The 15,965-nt window shown below is 70.8% G+C and carries 12 protein-coding genes; 5 read left to right on the plus strand and 7 right to left on the minus strand.

The genetic code is table 11. The features are described from left to right. The first annotated feature begins 67 nt into the window (after positions 1 to 67). Positions 68 to 1,492, plus strand: a complete 1,425-nt coding sequence (gene glnA / locus D0T12_RS10580; RefSeq protein ID WP_117399329.1) for a type I glutamate--ammonia ligase — start codon at positions 68 to 70, stop codon at positions 1,490 to 1,492. 218 nt (positions 1,493 to 1,710) lie between these two features. Here the strand turns inward: glnA (D0T12_RS10580) and D0T12_RS10585 are convergent, their stop codons facing one another. Continuing rightward, a complete protein-coding gene (locus tag D0T12_RS10585) occupies positions 1,711 to 1,965 on the minus strand; it encodes a peptidoglycan-binding domain-containing protein (RefSeq protein WP_117399330.1) in 255 nt (84 codons plus the stop codon). A gap of 366 nt (positions 1,966 to 2,331) precedes the next feature. Here D0T12_RS10585 and D0T12_RS10590 point away from each other — a divergent pair, with 366 nt between their 5' ends. Together D0T12_RS10590 and D0T12_RS10595 are read left to right on the plus strand one after the other, a co-directional pair. Continuing rightward, a complete protein-coding gene (locus tag D0T12_RS10590) occupies positions 2,332 to 2,907 on the plus strand; it encodes a hypothetical protein (protein ID WP_158581463.1) in 576 nt (191 codons plus the stop codon). A gap of 101 nt (positions 2,908 to 3,008) precedes the next feature. After that, positions 3,009 to 4,070 carry a hypothetical protein gene (locus tag D0T12_RS10595; RefSeq protein WP_117399332.1) on the plus strand — a complete coding sequence of 354 codons (1,062 nt, stop codon included), beginning with the start codon at positions 3,009 to 3,011 and terminating at the stop codon, positions 4,068 to 4,070. 139 nt (positions 4,071 to 4,209) lie between these two features. On the opposite strand, the gene D0T12_RS10600 is transcribed toward D0T12_RS10595, so the two are convergent. Both D0T12_RS10600 and D0T12_RS10610 read right to left on the minus strand, forming a co-directional pair. Continuing rightward, positions 4,210 to 4,545, minus strand: a complete 336-nt coding sequence (locus D0T12_RS10600; RefSeq protein WP_117399333.1) for a hypothetical protein — start codon at positions 4,543 to 4,545, stop codon at positions 4,210 to 4,212. Positions 4,546 to 4,938: 393 nt separating this feature from the next. Then, the gene (locus tag D0T12_RS10610; RefSeq protein ID WP_117399334.1) at positions 4,939 to 6,171 is read right to left on the minus strand and encodes a helix-turn-helix domain-containing protein; all 1,233 of its coding nucleotides are present in this window, start codon (positions 6,169 to 6,171) and stop codon (positions 4,939 to 4,941) included. A 175-nt stretch (positions 6,172 to 6,346) separates the two neighbouring features. Between D0T12_RS10610 and D0T12_RS10615 the strand changes: the two genes are divergently transcribed. After that, positions 6,347 to 6,739 (plus strand): OsmC family protein, encoded by a 393-nt coding sequence (locus tag D0T12_RS10615; RefSeq protein WP_117399335.1) that lies wholly within the window; start codon positions 6,347 to 6,349, stop codon positions 6,737 to 6,739. Positions 6,740 to 6,787: 48 nt separating this feature from the next. Here D0T12_RS10615 and D0T12_RS10620 read toward each other — a convergent pair whose 3' ends face one another. Both D0T12_RS10620 and D0T12_RS10625 read right to left on the minus strand, forming a co-directional pair. Further along, positions 6,788 to 8,527: a glycoside hydrolase family 3 protein gene (locus D0T12_RS10620; protein ID WP_117399336.1), complete on the minus strand. Its 1,740-nt coding sequence runs from the start codon at positions 8,525 to 8,527 to the stop codon at positions 6,788 to 6,790. 103 nt (positions 8,528 to 8,630) lie between these two features. Then, on the minus strand, positions 8,631 to 10,181 hold the full coding sequence (locus D0T12_RS10625; RefSeq protein WP_233525958.1) for an alpha/beta hydrolase: 1,551 nt from the start codon (positions 10,179 to 10,181) through the stop codon (positions 8,631 to 8,633). A 247-nt stretch (positions 10,182 to 10,428) separates the two neighbouring features. On the opposite strand from D0T12_RS10625, the gene D0T12_RS10630 reads away from it, so the two are divergent. Next, the gene (locus D0T12_RS10630) at positions 10,429 to 11,328 is read left to right on the plus strand and encodes a phosphatase PAP2 family protein (RefSeq protein ID WP_233525959.1); all 900 of its coding nucleotides are present in this window, start codon (positions 10,429 to 10,431) and stop codon (positions 11,326 to 11,328) included. Between the two features lie 87 nt (positions 11,329 to 11,415). Here D0T12_RS10630 and D0T12_RS10635 read toward each other — a convergent pair whose 3' ends face one another. Beyond that, positions 11,416 to 14,451 carry a bifunctional [glutamine synthetase] adenylyltransferase/[glutamine synthetase]-adenylyl-L-tyrosine phosphorylase gene (locus D0T12_RS10635; RefSeq protein WP_233525960.1) on the minus strand — a complete coding sequence of 1,012 codons (3,036 nt, stop codon included), beginning with the start codon at positions 14,449 to 14,451 and terminating at the stop codon, positions 11,416 to 11,418. A 28-nt stretch (positions 14,452 to 14,479) separates the two neighbouring features. After that, on the minus strand, positions 14,480 to 15,841 hold the full coding sequence (gene glnA, locus D0T12_RS10640; RefSeq protein WP_117399339.1) for a type I glutamate--ammonia ligase: 1,362 nt from the start codon (positions 15,839 to 15,841) through the stop codon (positions 14,480 to 14,482). Between the last annotated feature and the right edge of the window lie 124 nt (positions 15,842 to 15,965).

Raw genomic sequence — 15,965 nt, forward strand, 5'->3', positions numbered from 1 at the left:
GAGACACCACCGGGAAACGGCGCCGTCCTAGCCTGCCAGGAGCCGAGTATCGCCCCGAGGAGGCCTGATGTTCAGCAACGCCGACGAGGTCCTGGGATACATCAGGGACGAAGGTGTGCAATTCGTCGACTGCCGCTTCGTGGACCTGCCGGGCAAGATGCAGCACTTCACGTTCCCCGTCGAGAGCTTCGGCGAGAGCGTCTTCACCGAGGGGCTGATGTTCGACGGCAGTTCCGTCCGCGGCTTCCAGGAGATCCACGAGTCGGACATGCTCCTGCTCCCGGACCCGTCCACCGCCGTCATCGACCCGTTCCGGCAGCACAAGACCCTGAACCTGAACTTCTTCGTCCACGATCCGCTGACGGGCGAGCCCTACAGCCGCGACCCGCGCAACGTGGCGAAGAAGGCGCAGGACTACCTCCGCGGCACCGGCATCGCCGACACCTGCTACTTCGGCCCCGAGGCCGAGTTCTACATCTTCGACGACGTCCGGTTCGAGACGAAGCAGAACGCCGGCTACTACTACCTCGACTCGGTCGAGGGCGCCTGGAACACCGGCCGCGAGGAGGCCGGCGGCAACCTCGGCGCGAAGCCCCCGTACAAGGGCGGCTACTTCCCCGTCCCGCCGATGGACCACTACACCGACCTGCGTTCGGAGATGGTCACGCAGCTCCTCACCGCCGGCATCCATGTCGAGATGCAGCACCACGAGGTCGGCACCGCGGGCCAGGCCGAGATCGACTTCCGGTTCGACACGCTCCTGAAGACCGCCGACCAGCTCATGCTCTACAAGTACATCGTCAAGAACGTCGCACGCGCCGCGGGCAAGACCGTCACGTTCATGCCGAAGCCGATCTTCGGCGACAACGGCTCCGGCATGCACTGTCACCAGTCCCTCTGGAAGGACGGCGCGCCGCTCTTCTACGACGAGGTCGGCTACGCGGGCCTGTCCGACAACGCCCGCTACTACATCGGCGGCCTGCTCCGGCACGCCCCGTCCCTCCTCGCGTTCACGAACCCGACCGTGAACAGCTACCACCGTCTCGTCCCCGGCTACGAGGCCCCGGTCAACCTGGTCTACTCCCAGCGCAACCGGTCCGCCTGCATCCGCATCCCGATCACCGGCTCGAACCCGAAGGCCAAGCGCGTCGAGTTCCGCGTTCCCGACCCGTCCTGCAACCCGTATCTGGCGTTCTCCGCCATGCTGATGGCGGGCCTGGACGGCATCAAGAACAAGATCGAGCCCGCCGAGCCCGTGGACAAGGACCTCTACGAGCTTCCGCCCGAGGAGGCCCGTGCCATCCCGCAGGTTCCCGGCAGCCTTCCCGAGGTCCTCGCGGCCCTGGAGTCCGACCACGACTACCTCCTCGAAGGCGGCGTCTTCACCCCGGACCTCATCGAGACCTGGATCACGATGAAGAACGAGTTCGAGATCGACCCGATCCGCCTCCGCCCCCACCCCCACGAGTTCGAGCTGTACTACGACATCTAGCCAAAGCCACCCGGGGCACATTCAGGGCACCTCAGCCTCACGGAGGCCGTCGACTGCCTGCCCGTTGCAGTCGAGGGCGGGCAGGCGCGGACAGCTCATTATCCGGGTCGAGACGCATGCCGTCATTGTCCTTCCCGTGCAGCACGTCCCGGGAACGGCGCGGGAAAGAACAAAGCGTGCCGAAACAGAGTTCCGGCACGCTTTGTGGTGAGCGACGGCTACACGGGCAGCGTGATCTCGGCGTTCCAGGTGGCATGCCAGGTCTTGCGGCCAACGATCCCGTCCACCTCGAGTCGTGCCATCTTCTGGAGATCCCTGCAGTCGTCCTCGGATTTCGGGCCGTAGATGCCGTCGACCTTGAGATTGAACCCACGCTTGTTCATCTGGGTTTGCCAGTTCTTCACGTCGTTGCCCTGCCCCTTCATCTCCGGGGGCTGCGTGAAGTCGTAACCAGGATAGGCCGGTCCGGCCATGTCAAATCCCTCCTCGATAGGATCGGGTCCTTACTGGCCAGACTCCACAATGCCACGTTAATACCGCAATGCCCGACAGGGAACATTCCAGCAAAGGCGCCACCTCCGACCTCCCTCGATACGCCGTAAGATGAAAATTCAATATATGTCGTAAGCTGAAAATTCAATGGCTTCTCCAAGCCATGGTCCGAACAGCCCCACTCGGCCTCCGCCTCCTGTGGTCGCGGTCACTAAAGATCACCACGAGGTGGCGAATCAGATCTACGACATCCGAGCGTCCGGGAGGTGGGGCGGAGGGCCCGGCGGTCGCGACCGCCTGGCCCCGCGTCACTTGTGCCTCGACCGCGGTCGCGTCACGCTACTGAGGTGACCAAGATTCCGGAACCGGCTGAGATGAGGGGTTCACCCCACTATCGGGCCTTCCTCCCCCACGGCGTGGCCCTGACGGTCGCGTTCGCGGTCGTGAGCGCGTTGGTACCGCTGTGGCTCCTGGCCCTGGACTCGCGGCTACCGGACGGGCTGCTGATCTTCGCCTCGACCCTTGTCGGATCCGCGGTCGGTGTCCTCCCCGCGCAGCGGGTCGTGCTGTCGACCGACGGCCGCCTCCGCATCACGGGGTTCGGGCAGCGGTTCGACGTCGACGCGCGTCGCCTCACCGCGATCACCGTTTCGCGGAGGGCGCGTGCCGGGTTCGGTTTCGCCGTGGTCCACTGGGACGGTGGTCGACGCCGGCTCTGGCAGTCCATGAAGTACCTGCCCAGGCAACCCACCGGTTTCGGCAGGTGGTTCGGCCGCGGCCCCGTCGCCGAGGACTTCCGCAGCCTGGTGTACCGCCTCTACCTGAGCAACCCGTCGATGACCGTCGAGGGTGTCCGGCCACCGGCCTGGTGGCGGTCACCGAACGGTGGACAACACCCTGGCGAAGTCGCTGGTCTGCACTGACCCGGCCACTGATCAAGCGTCGACGCGGACATCCTTCCCCTGACATGTCCGCGAATTCGTCGTGAAGGCGGACGCTCACCACCGGAAGGGAGCAGCCCGCTGTGGTCGACTCCGTCAAACTGGAGGACTTCGCCGGCACCTCGGACGACCAGCGCCTCACCAAGGCCCTGTCGTACGTGGCCGCGCAGACCTACAAGCCCGCGATCCTGCTCGCCCAGCACCGGCAGTACGTCTTCGCCAAGCGCCGGATGATGTTCGACGGGTTCGCGCTGGCGGGGCCGCCCGTCTCGGGCAGCGAGTTCCGCTACAACGGCAAGGTCAAGGTCAACGTCCCGGGGTCGGGGTGGCTGGACATGACCGGTTCCCAGCTCAAAGGCATCTCGATCAAGAACCTATCGTTCGAGGGGAACAAGGAGACGACCTTCTTCGTCGACAAGACCGACCAACAGACGGTGCTGTGGGCCAGCCACCTGGAGAACCTCGGGTTCAGCCTGTTCAAGCACGTCATCTGGGGCGCGCACACCGCCGTGACGTTCTCGGGGTACTGGGACGTCAACAACTGCTACGACACCGAGTTCAAGCTCTGGGGCAGCGACAACAACTACTGGCCCGACGGGATGCTGCTGGACTCCCCCAACCACCCCCCGGGGGAGCGGTACCACATCCGGCTGCCGCATCTGAGCAAGTCCAACATCGGCCCCGTCTTCGTGACCGGCAAGCACAACGTCACCCCGATGCGCGTCGACGGCGGTCGCGGGCTGGTCGTGTCCGGCGCCCGCCTGGAGGCGCAGCAGGGGAACCCGACCTGGGGCAGCCAGCTCATCATCACCGGCGGCAAGTTCCTGCGTTTCAGGGACGTCTTCTTCTTCAACGGGATGGGCAAACCGGGCTCCACCGGCCACCCCAGCGCGTCCCTGCACCGCGGCGTCGTCACGATGACCGGCGGCACCGACGTGGTGTTCTCCGGCTGCGTCTTCTCCGGCGGCGACGGCCAACAGACCACCTCGACCCCGCCGGGCACTCCGCACCTGTACGTCGCGGGCGGACGCCGCATCCGCATACGCGACCACCAGTCCTCCGACGCCCCACGAATCGTCCGGTCCACAAAGGTGCCCGCCGCGGAGTTCACCACGGACCCCGACCTGACCGTGACGACCGGCTGAGGACGCGGCCGACGCGAGGCGCCGCCCCCCGGCCCGGATCCGGTAGGAATCTCCCGATGGACGGAGGAGCGCAGACCGATCCCGGGCCGCCCTCACTTACCGCCCGATGTGTGGATCTCCTTCTCGATCACCGTGCCGCTCACCGATCCCTACACCGGGTGAGGACGAAGATCCGATCGCGCCACCGTCGGGAGCGGAACCTGAGGGAGCGCGCGTCCGCCACGAGCGGCGCCAGACGCACCGAGACCTCCACGCACGCCCCAGGGACGTCGTGACAGGGCCGCAGCGGGTCGCCCGTCGAGGAGATGAACCAGGGGACGCCGCCCACCCCGGCCTTGACGCTGATGCTCTCGCCGATCATCGGCAGCGACGGTGAGAAGACGCGCAGCAGCGGCGTGGCCTCGTCGTAGCGCGGAACGCACGTCCAGCCCGCGAACGCGAGGGCGTCGGCGAGGGCGTCGAGGTGGGCGCTCATTCGCCGCGCCACACGATGGCGCCCGTCGCCGCGTCCCGCCACGCCTCCCCCACGGTGCGCAGGTCGATATAGGCGGCGCTGCCGTCCGGCGCGAGCGCGACCCTCCGCACCTCCCCCGACGCCCTACTGTCGATACAGCGGAGCGCCTGATGAACATGCCTGATCGCAGCGTCCCGATCATCGGTCACCCCGCTCCGACCGGCATCCGCCGCCCGGACGTCCCACGCGTAAAGCGTTGGTGGCTCGTTGATTCCCGGCATGCGTACGCCTCTCCATGTTGTGTCCGTAACGTCACGGAGAGTTTGTTGCCGGTGCGGGGTGGTGACGGGCGCGGAACGTGCCCGTTGGCGGGAGGGTGCAGTGTGCGCCCCTGCGACGGGATGCGCGGTGCGGCTAGACGGGAAGGTCGAGGAGGTGGGCGAAAGTGCGGGCGCGGCGGTCGATCATCGGGCCGCCGTGGTCGACGGCGTCAGAGGCGATCTGCCGCGCCTGCGGTGAATAGTGCACCGAGTCGTTACAGACCGGGTAGGCGCGTTCCAACCAGTCGAGCGCCGCGGAGTAGTCGCGGCGCTGGTGGTAGGTGCGGGCCGTCTCCACCATGAGGCGGGCGCGCCGCTCGCGGCTCGGAATGCTGTCGGGGTCGATCCGCTGCGCCTCCTCTCGGGCGGCCGAGGTCTTGGCAAGGTCAGCGCGAACGGAGACCTCGTGGACGGCCACGTTGGACACGCCGAACTGCGTCCACGGGTGGTGGTAGCCGGTGGGGAGGCGGTCGGCCGTCGCGCGGGCCTCGTCCAGGTAGCGGAGTGCGTCGCCCTCCCGGCCGTCACGGGCGCTCGTCGTGGCGGCGTGCAGGTGGAGCGCGCCGTACATGGCCTGAAGTTCGGTTGGGCCGTCCTCCAGCCGGGGCCTGAGAATCCCCGCCGCCTCGTTGACAAGGTGGAGGGCTCCGTCCAGGTCGCCCATGGAGCGTTGGACGATCGCCAGCGTCCAGGCGGCGCCCGCCAGCGGAATCGGCCGGTCCGCCGTGTGTGCTGCGGCGACGCCACGGTCGGCGACGACCCAGATCAGTTCGGGTTCGGCCGCCCAGACGAGTTCGTGCTGCACGAGGGCGTACACGTCCGAGAGCAGCGCGTTGGCCGCCCTGCGGTCGTGGTCCTGGCGCGCGGCGAGGCGGACGTCGCGGAGGAGTGCGGGCAGGACGCGGCCGACGTCGGTGCGATGGGTGGGCGAACCGTGCCACAACCGCCACGCCTGCGAGACGCGGCTGGTCAGTGTCTGGAGGTCGAGTTGTGACCTGGTGACGGTGAGCATGGGGTCACGGACGGCGTCGCGGATCGCCGGGATCGCCGCGTGGGGAATGCGGGAGAACGAGGCGAGCGGGATGGACGCGGCGTCGCCGATGTCCATGTCGGTGCCCGCGAGCAAAGCGACGTCTCCGATACCGAGCACCTCGGCCAGCCTGACCAGGGTGGGCAGGCGAGGTGGTAGGCGGCGGCCGGTCTCAATGCCCTTGAGCCAGGACGCGGACTTGCCGACGAGCCCGGCGAGCGTAGGGCGAGTAAGTCCCTTGCGCTCACGGAGAACCTGGATGCGCTCGCCGGTGCGTCTTCCCACGAGATCGTCCATGGTTTCAGGCTAGGTGGGAGTGCCGAAGTCATGTGGCGGAGTGCGCGAGTTGGGGGCGGGGTGACGGACGAGCGCAAGGGTGCGCTTCGGCGTGCGCGCCGGACCGTGGCGGCGCGGGAAGAACGCGCCGAGAGGGGCTGTTGAGCGGGAAACCAGGCGATCAGAAGGGACGGCGATGGCCGAGGTCAGGGTGGAGCGGACCGAAGACGGGTTTCAGGCCGTCAACGACCGGGGCGCGCGGGTCGCCATCGGCGACTCCGGCGAGGAGGGCGTGTTCACGCCGGTCGAGTTGCTGCTCGCGGCGCTCGGCGGTTGTGAGCTGGTGACCGTGGAGCCGCTGACCGTGCAGCGCGGGCACCGGATGGTGCGGCTCGCCGCGCGGGTCCAGGCCGACAAGGTCGCGACGAGCACGCTCGGCACGATCACTGTCACCTATGACGTCGAGCTGCCCGAGGGCGACGCGAAGGCCGCGGACGTGCTGCGGGCCGTGGCCGGGCGGGTGCACGAGAAGTACTGCACCGTCGGCAACGCCCTGCGGGAGCCGATGCGGGTCGACCAGGTCGTGTGAGCCCGTCCGGGTGCGCCGATCGGGGGGGCGGCGCACCCGGACGAGCGGTCAGTAGCGGAGGCCGTGTCCGTACGGGTAGAGACCCTTGATCGTGACGGGCAGGCGTCCACCGGGCTGCTCGCCGAAGACGACGCGGGCGGCGGCCTTGTGCATGGTCAGGTCGATCCGCTGGGTGCGCGCGGTCGTCCCGTAAGTGGCGATGTACGCCTGGACGTCCGGGTACGAGGTGAGGTCGTACGGCAGGCCGATCGCGATCGCCGCCACCGGCTTGCCCGTGGCACGCAGGGCGTCGACGAGTTTCGCCTGGCCCGGCGGCAGCTTCCCGGACGAGAACGTGGCGACGAGGATCCGGTCGGCGGACGCGGCGCGCCGGACCGCGGCGGCGATCTCGGCGTCGGTCGGGTCGGTGGTCGCGGACTGCCAGGCGTCCACCGGGCCGTCCGCGACGGCGGCGATCTCGTCGGCGAGGACCTGCGTCTGGACGGCCCCGGCGACGAGCGTCCTGTCGCCCGAGTCCGGGTCGTAGGGAAGGATCTCCCCGTTGTTCCTCACCAGGGTCGTGGCGGCGACGCCCATGTCGAGGGCGCGGCGCTGGAAGTGGCGGTTCCCGGAGACCTTCTCGGCGGTCTTCGGGTCGACGTAGCGCTGGTCCGCCACCCGGTACTTGCATTTGAGGGCGAGGACGCGGCGCACGGACGCGTCCACCCGCTCCTCGCTCAGGGATCCGTCGCGCAGGGCGTCGGCGAGCGCGTCGACGGCCTCGGCGTGGGTCGCGTAGTCGCCGGTGGCCATGACGACGTCCGCGCCCGCGTTGATCGCCATGACGGTGGCCTCGCGGGTGCCCCAGTTCTTGGCGATGGCGTCCATGTCCATGGCGTCGGTGACGATGAGCCCGTCGAACCCCATCTCCTGGCGGAGCAGGCCGGTCAGGACCTTCGGCGACAGCGTGGCGGGCAGTTCGGGGTCGACGGCCTGGACCACGACGTGCGCCGTCATGATCGAGTCGGCGCCCGCCTCGACGGCGCGGCGGAACGGCGGCAGGTGCACCGCGTTCAGGGTCGCGCGGTCGTAGGTGACGGTCGGCAGTTGGAGGTGGCTGTCGAACTCGGTGTCGCCGTGCCCGGGGAAGTGCTTGGGCGTCGCGATCGTCCCGGCCCGCCGGTAGGCGCGGACCTGCGCCTCGACGAGGTCGGCGACCAGGGCGGTGCGCTCACCGAACGACCGGACCCCGATGATCGGGTTGGCGGGGTTGGTGTTGACGTCGGCGACGGGCGCGTAGTTCCAGTGGAAGCCCATCGCGCGGGCCTCCGCCGCGGTGATCACCGCGGCCTCGCGGGCGAGGTCGCGGTCGCGGGCGGCGCCGAGGCCCATGGCGTTGGGCAGCGGCGTGGTGCCCAGGCGGACGTTGTGGGTGGTGCCGAACTCGAAGTCGCCGGAGATCAGCAGCGGCAGGCCCAGCCGGGTGTCGCGCGCCCAGCGCTGCATCTGGTTGGCGTAGCGGGCCGCGCGGTCGGGTGTGGCCGGCTCGTGGGTGAGGATCGAGCCGATCTTCAGTTCCTGGACGGCGCGGCGGGCGTTCTCGGTCGGCAGGTCGTCCGCGTCGGCGCCGGTGGACGCCATGACCATCTGGCCGACCTTCTCGGCGTCGGTCATCCGGGCCAGCTGGGCGTCGGGGTCGCAGCCGCCGCCGCGTCCGGGTGGCTGCTGCGCCTGGACGGGCGGGGTCAGCGCCAGCCCGACCGCCGTGATCACGGCGACGGACAGCAGGGCGCGGCCGCTGTGGTTCATGCTGTTCCCTCCCTCGGGCTTAATGGTCTAGACCAGTCCATACCGCCCTGGAGGAGCAATGGTGAATGTTGCCAAAAACAGGAATCTTCGGGCAGGCGGCCCGTCAACCGCAGGTGGTTCCGGCGCGCGGGACGGTTCCGTGAAGTAGATAGGCGTGGACGGCCGCGCGGACGCACCGGTCGCCGGTGTCGTAGGCGCCGTGCCCCTCCCCCTTGAGGGTGAGGAGCGTGGCCCGTCCGCCCAGTTCCCTCGTGAGCGCGTGCGCCCACCGGTAGGGGGTCGCCGGGTCGCCGGTGTTGCCGATGACGAGGACCGGCGCGGCGGACGGCGCGGAGACCGCGCGGGCCGCGTCGTCGCCCGGCACCGGCCAGCCCGAGCACTGCAGGAGCGCCCAGGCCATGGACGTCCCGAAGACCGGCGAGGCGCGATGGAACGCCGGAAGCAGGCGCCGCACGTCGGCGGGGCCGTGCCGGTCGGTGCCGTCCGCGCAGGTGATCGCGGTGTTGGCGGCGGTCAGGTTGGTGTAGGCGCCGTTCTCTTGGCGGCCGTTCTGGGCGTCGGCGAGCAGGAGGAGGAGCGTGCCGTCGTGGCGTTTGACGGCGTCGACGAGGGCCTGCGCGAGGTACGGCCAGGCGTCCCGGGAGTACAGTCCGGCGATCACCCCGGTCGTGCCGAGACTCTGGGTGAGCCTCCGGCCGCTGATCGTCGGCAGCGTTCTCGTGTCGAGCCGGTCGAGGATCCGTCCCACGGACCGCACCACGGACGGGCCGTCCGAACCGAGGGGGCACGACCTGCGGCCGAGGCGGGCGCACGCCGTCCCGAAGTCGCCGAGGGCGCGCTGGAACCCCGCCGCCTGCTGGAGCGCGAGGTCGGCGCCGCCGATCGTGGTGTCGACCGCGCCGTCGAGGACGGCGCGACCGACCCGGTGCGGGTACCGGTGCGCGTAGGCGCCGCCGAGCCAGGTGCCGTAGGAGATCCCGAAGTAGTGCAACCTGTCGTCGCCGAGCGCCGCACGGATCAGGTCCAGGTCGTGGACGGCGTTCACGGTGCCGACATGGGGCAGGAGCCTGCCGGAGCGGGCCTCGCACTCCTTCACGAACGCCGCGCGGCCGTGAAGGTAGGCCGCTCGTTCGGCGGCGGTGTCGGGACTGTCGTCCTGGGCGAGGAGCCGGTCCATCTGGCGGGCCCCGGCGCACCGCACCGGAGCGCTGCGCCCGACGCCGCGCGGGTCGAAACCGACCAGGTCGTAGCGGGCGCGGAGGGCGGCGTACTGGCCCGCGACCTGCGTGAGGGTGTCGACGCCGTCACCGCCCGGGCCGCCGAAGTTGAACAGCAGCGAGCCGATGCGGTGCCGCCGGTCGGTGGCCGGAACCCTGATCAACTCGATGTCGATCTTCTCCCCGGACGGCCTGGAGTGGTCGAGGGGCACCGACAGCGTCGCGCAGCGGAACTGGGACTGTGGCGGGCTCGCGCCACGTGGGGGTTTCGGCAGGCCGGCGCACCGCTTCCAGTCCGGTGCTCCGACGGTCGCGGCCTCGGCCGGGCTCGGTAGACTGGTGAACGCCGCCTGGCGTGCGCGGGTACCGCCGGCGGAGTAGTACAGGCCGGAAGCGGCCACTGCTGCGGCGCCGACGGTGATAATGCCAACTATCACCCAAAAGCGGCTCATTCGTCCCCCCGTTCGTGTCGTGGGGGGCGCTGCTGACCTACCCGGGGGCTCCTATGCTGACTCCTGATCAACTCCATAGGCTCCACGCGGGGGAAGCGGAGGGGGAGGTGTCCCCGAGGCCCATCCCCCGAAAGTCCGGACACCGCATCGGGGTCGTACTACTCAGGTCTGAGACGAAGACCATTCGTCGCGGTGATCTCAATCAGGGGGCCGTGCGGCAAAGATAGGTACCATGGCTCAACCGCCCCCCCACACAGCGGCCGCAACGACGCGGCGACGGGTGCTCACCGCGCCTCCGGTGTGGCGTGAGCTTCTTCTGGTCGTGCTCTTCTATGCCGGATATACGCTGACGCGCATCGTCCTGGTTCAGGACGGCACCGGACCGGCGTTCGCCCACGCCGACCAGATCCTCGGAGCCGAACGCGCGCTCGGAATCGACATCGAGCTGTACCTGAATCATACGCTCCTCTCGGTGCCCTGGTTGGCACGTACGGCGAACGTCTTCTACGCCACGATGCACTTCATCGTGACGCTCGGTGTCGTACTGTGGCTGTACCGTTATCGGCCGCAGCATTATCGCTGGCTGCGCACGTCCATCATGGTCGCCACCGGTCTCGCGCTGATCGGCTTCTGGCTGTACCCGCTGGCTCCGCCGAGGTTCCTGCACAGCGAGGGTTTCGTCGACCCGGTGACGGCGCTGCACTCGCTCGGCCTGTACGCCAGCGACGCGTCGGGCACCCTCACCAACCAGTACGCGGCGATGCCGTCGATGCACGCGGGATGGTCGCTGTGGTGCGGCCTCATCCTGGCCAAGCTGGCGACCCAGAAGTGGGCCAAGGCGCTCGGAGCGCTGTACCCGGTCACGACCGTGTACGTGATCCTGGCCACCGCCAACCACTACCTGCTGGACGCGGTCGCCGGGACGGCACTGGTCGGCGGCGCGCTGTGGGTGTCGTGGATCCTCTACACCAGATGCCCGAAACCCCTGGTCGTCGCGTGGGCCCACGTCTCGGACCGGGTCGCGCTGCGGGCCCGTCCCACCACCCGCGAGGCGCGTCCGGGCGCCACCGCGGCCACGCGGGGCGCCGCCACGCGAAGCTCCGCGACCGCGGGCGGAGCCACCCGATATTGATCGATACCGCCGCCTCCTCACGACCCCACGTACATCTCCAGGAGTACGTGGGGTCGGTCGTATCGGCGGGGGGCGTTGCCGGGCGCGTCAGTCGGCGCCGTAGAAGACCCGGTCCACGACGGCGCGAGCCCGGCGGGCGTGCCGGCTGTAGTCCTCCAGGAGGTCGCCCGGGCCGGGGTAGCCGAGCACCCGGGTGACGGCGCTGCGCTCCCGGTGATGGTCGCTGGGCAGCAGGTCGGACGCGCGGCCCCGCACCAGCATGATCGAGCCGCGGATGCGGGTGGCCAGGCACCACGCCTCGGCGAGGACGGCCGCGTCCTCGGCGTCCAGGAGCCCGGCCGCCACCGCGGCGTCGAGGGCGTCCAGCGTGCGGGTGGTGCGCAGCCCGGGGACCTCGTGGGCGTGCTGGAGCTGGAGGAGCTGCGCCACCCATTCCACGTCCGACAGCCCGCCGGGCCCGAGCTTGGTGTGCAGCCGCCGGTCGGCGCCGCGCGGCAGCCGCTCGGACTCCATCCTGGCCTTCAACCTCCGGATCTGCCGGACGGCGTCGTCATCGACGCCGCCCTCCGGCCAGCGGACCGGGTCGATCAGGTCACGGAACCGGTCGCGCAGCTCCGGGTCGCCGATCAGCGGGTCCGCGCGCAGCAGCGCCTGCGCCTCCCACGGCTGCGACCAGCGGGCGTAGTAGGCGGCGTAGGACGCCAACGTCCGGACGAGCGGCCCCCGCTTCCCCTCGGGACGCAGGTTCGGGTCGATCTCCAGCGGCGGGTCGGGCGCGGGCAGCGCGAGGAGGCGGCGCAGCTCCTCGGCGACGGCGTGGGCGGCGCGGCCCGCGGCCCGCTCGTCCGCGCCGGGCTCCGGGTCGTGGACGAACATCACGTCGGCGTCGCTGCCGTAGCCGAGCTCGTGCCCGCCGAACCGACCCATGGCGATCACGGCGATCCGGGTCGGCACCGGCCGTCCCGACTCCGCCTCGACCTTGGTGACGGCGGCGCGGAGCGCGGCCTCGACGGTGGCGGCGGCGATGCCGGTGAGCGCCTCCCCGACCTCCCGGACGTCCACGAGGCCGAGCAGGTCGCCGACCGCCACCCGGAACAGCTCCCGGCGGCGCAGCCCCCGCACCACCGCGACCGTCTCCTCGGCGGGCGTCGTCCCCTCGGCGTGCCGCCGGACCGCCGACAGCGCCTCCGAGCGCAGCGCCTCGAACGGGCGGGGGGTCAGGTCGGCGTCGGTGCCGAGCATCGCGACCGCGTCGGGGGCCCGGAGCAGCAGGTCGGTGGCGTAACGGCTACAGCCGAGGACCCACGCCATCCGCTCGGCGACGGTCACCTCGTCCCGTAGCAGCCGCAGATACCAGGGGGTGGTGCCGAGCGCGTCGCTGACCTGCCGGAACCCGAGCAGGCCCGCGTCGGGGTCGGGGGCGTCGGCGAACCAGCCGAGCATGACGGGCAGCAGCGTCCGCTGGATCGCGGCGCGCCGCGACACGCCCGAGGTCAGCGCCTCGATGTGCCGGAGCGCGCCCGCCGGGTCGGCGTATCCGAGCGCCTCCAGCCGGGCGCGGGCCGCCTCGGGGGTGAGCCGCGCCTCCCGTCCCGGCAGCCGCGCCACGGCCAGCAGCAGCGGCCGGTAGAACAGCTTCTCGTGGATGCGGCGGACCTCGCGGGCGTGGCGCCGCCACTGCGCGGTGAACTCCCCGACGGGGTCGGCGCGCAGCCCGAGGGCGCGGCCGACGCGGCGCAGGTCGGCCTCGTCGTCGGGGACGAGATGGGTGCGGCGCAGCCGGTGCAGCTGGACGAGGTGCTCGACGCGCCGCAGGAACCGGTACGCCGCCGCCAGCGCCGCCGCGTCGTCGCGGCCGACATAGCCGCCGCGGGACAGGTCGGCGAGGGCGTCGAGGGTGGCGCGGGCGCGCAGCGTCTCGTCGGCGCGGCCGTGGACGAGCTGGAGCAGCTGCACGGCGAACTCCACGTCCCGCAGCCCGCCGGGCCCGAGCTTGAGCTGGCGTTCGGCGTCGGCGGTGCGCCGGTCCAGGTCGGCCTCGACGCGGCGGCGCATCGCCTGGACGTCCTCGACGAAGCTCTCGCCGCCGGCGGCCCGCCACACGATCGGGGTGATCATGTCGAGGTAGTCGCGGCCGAGGTCGGCGTCCCCGGCGACGGGACGGGCCTTCAGCAGCGCCTGGAACTCCCAGGTCTTGGCCCAGCGCTCGTAGTAGGCGCGGTGGCTGGCGAGGGTCCGCACCAGCGGGCCCGCCTTGCCCTCCGGGCGCAGCGCGGCGTCCACCTCCCACAGCGCGCCCTCCGCGGTGGTGGCCGAGCAGGCCCGCATCATCGCCGCCGCCAGCCGGGTCGCGGCGCGCAGGGCCGCCTCCTCGGAACCGCCGGACCCGCCGGACCCGGCGTCGCGCGGCTCGGCCACGAAGATCACGTCGACGTCGCTGACATAGTTGAGCTCGCGCGCCCCGCACTTGCCCATGCCGATCACGGCGAGCCGGCACGAACCGTGCTCGGGGACCTCGGCGCGGGCGATCGCCAGGCCCGCCTCCAGCGCGGCGGCGGCGAGGTCGGCCAGCTCGGCGGCGACGTCGGCGACGTCGGCGGCGCCGATCAGGTCGCGTCCGGCCAGCGCGAGGAGCCGCCGCCGGTACGCGACGCGCAGCGCGGCGAGGGTCTCCGCGCCCGCGCCGGGCGCCACCGGCTCCTCGGCGGACGGGTCGGCGCCCACGGCGGCCAGCAGGTCGTCGCGGGGGCTCCCGGCGGGCGGGGCCGCGCCGTCCCGGAGCACCCGCCAATGCTCGGGGTGCCGGACGAGATGGTCGCCGAGCGCGGCGCTGACCCCGAGGACGGTGGTGAGCCGCTCCCGCGTCCCCGCCTCCTCCGCCAGGGCCTCGCGGAGTTCCCCGCCGGCGCCGTTCTCGTCGGCGGACGGCAGCAGCCGCAGCAGCCCGTCCAGCGCCAGGTCGGGGTCGGCGGTGCCGCCCAGGGCTTCGAGGAGGACGTCGAGGAGATCGTCCTTCTCGACGTCGAGGAGGAGACGCTCGGCGCGGGCCGCGTCGGTGAAGCCGAGCCTCGCCAGGCGCCCGGCGAGGGACGAGCGGCGCTCAGGAGTCCGGGACTCGGTCACGGGGTCCACCGTAATCCGGCGGCCCGTGTCACAGGACGGCGAGGAGCCGTTTGCGTTCGAACTCGGTCACCTGGCGGCGGTAGTCCTCCCACTCCTGCCGCTTGTTGCGCAGGAAGAAGTCGAACACGTGCTCGCCGAGGATGTCGGCCATCAGCTCGCTGCGCTCCATCGCGTGGATCGCCTCGTCCAGGTTCTGCGGCAGCGGCTCGATGCCGAGGGCGCGCCGTTCGGCGACGGTGAGGGCCCACACGTCGTCCTCGGCGCCCGGCGGCAGCTCGTAGCCCTCCTCGATGCCCTTGAGCCCGGCGCCGAGGATCGCCGCGAACGCCAGGTAGGGGTTCGCGGCCGTGTCCAGCGACCGGAACTCGATGCGGGTCGAGTGTCCCTTGTGCGGCTTGTACATCGGGACGCGGACGAGCGCCGACCGGTTGTTGTGCCCCCAGCAGATGTACGAGGGGGCCTCTCCCCCGGCCCCGGCGGCGGACCCGACGTTGCCCCACAGCCGTTTGTAGGAGTTGACCCACTGGTTGCACACCGCGGTGATCTCCGCGCAGTGCCGCAGCAGCCCCGCGATGAACGCCCGCCCGACCTTGGACAGCTTGTACTCGGCGCCCGGCTCGTAGAAGGCGTTGCGGTCGCCCTCGAACAGCGACATGTGGGTGTGCATGCCGGAGCCGGGATGCTCGGTGAACGGCTTCGGCATGAAGGACGCGTGCACGCCCTGCTCCAGCGCGACCTCCTTCATCACCAGCCGGAACGTCATGATGTTGTCGGCGGTGGTGAGCGCGTCGGCGTACCGCAGGTCGATCTCCTGCTGGCCGGGGGCGCCCTCGTGGTGGCTGAACTCCACCGAGATGCCCATCGCCTCCAGCATCGTGATCGCGTTGCGGCGGAAGTCGTGCGCGGCGCTGTGCGGGGTGTGGTCGAAGTATCCGGCCGCGTCCGCGGGCTCGGGCTCGCGCCCGTCCTCGGGCTTGTCGTTGAGCAGGAAGAACTCGATCTCGGGGTGGGTGTAGAAGGTGAAGCCGAGGTCGGCGGCGCGGGCGAGGGCCCGTTTGAGGACGTAGCGGGGGTCGGCGAAGCTCGGCGTCCCGTCCGGCATGAGGATGTCGCAGAACATCCGCCCGACGCCCGGGGACTCCGACCGCCAGGGCAGCACCTGGAACGTGGACGGATCCGGCTTGGCGATCATGTCGGCCTCATAAACCCGGGCGAAGCCCTCGATCGCCGAGCCGTCGAAGCCGATGCCCTCGCCGAAGGCGCCCTCCAGTTCGGCGGGGGCGACGGCCACGGACTTCAGGAAACCGAGCACGTCGGTGAACCACAGCCGGATGAAGCGGATGTCGCGCTCCTCCAGCGTTCGGAGCACGAACTCCTGCTGACGGTCCACAACTTCTCCCTCGATACTGCCTGCCGCTACGTCGCAGTATGCCCCGCCGCTGTTACCGCGACGTTACGCACGCGCGGCGTTCCCGGACGTTCCCCTCGGACGTTACCTCCGTCCGGAACATATC

Origin of the sequence: Actinomadura spongiicola (assembly GCF_003432485.1) — a bacterium.
Lineage (GTDB): Bacteria > Actinomycetota > Actinomycetes > Streptosporangiales > Streptosporangiaceae > Spirillospora > Spirillospora spongiicola.

What these genes read in the sequence shown, in the direction of transcription:
- D0T12_RS10600 (WP_117399333.1), bottom strand. Translation starts at nt 4,545, where the DNA reads ATGAGCGCCCACCTCGACGCCCTCGCCGACGCCCTCGCGTTCGCGGGC.
- D0T12_RS10630 (WP_233525959.1), top strand. Translation starts at nt 10,429, where the DNA reads ATGGCTCAACCGCCCCCCCACACAGCGGCCGCAACGACGCGGCGACGG.
- D0T12_RS10585 (WP_117399330.1), bottom strand. Translation starts at nt 1,965, where the DNA reads ATGGCCGGACCGGCCTATCCTGGTTACGACTTCACGCAGCCCCCGGAG.
- D0T12_RS10610 (WP_117399334.1), bottom strand. Translation starts at nt 6,171, where the DNA reads ATGGACGATCTCGTGGGAAGACGCACCGGCGAGCGCATCCAGGTTCTC.
- D0T12_RS10620 (WP_117399336.1), bottom strand. Translation starts at nt 8,527, where the DNA reads ATGAACCACAGCGGCCGCGCCCTGCTGTCCGTCGCCGTGATCACGGCG.
- glnA (WP_117399329.1), top strand. Translation starts at nt 68, where the DNA reads ATGTTCAGCAACGCCGACGAGGTCCTGGGATACATCAGGGACGAAGGT.
- D0T12_RS10615 (WP_117399335.1), top strand. Translation starts at nt 6,347, where the DNA reads ATGGCCGAGGTCAGGGTGGAGCGGACCGAAGACGGGTTTCAGGCCGTC.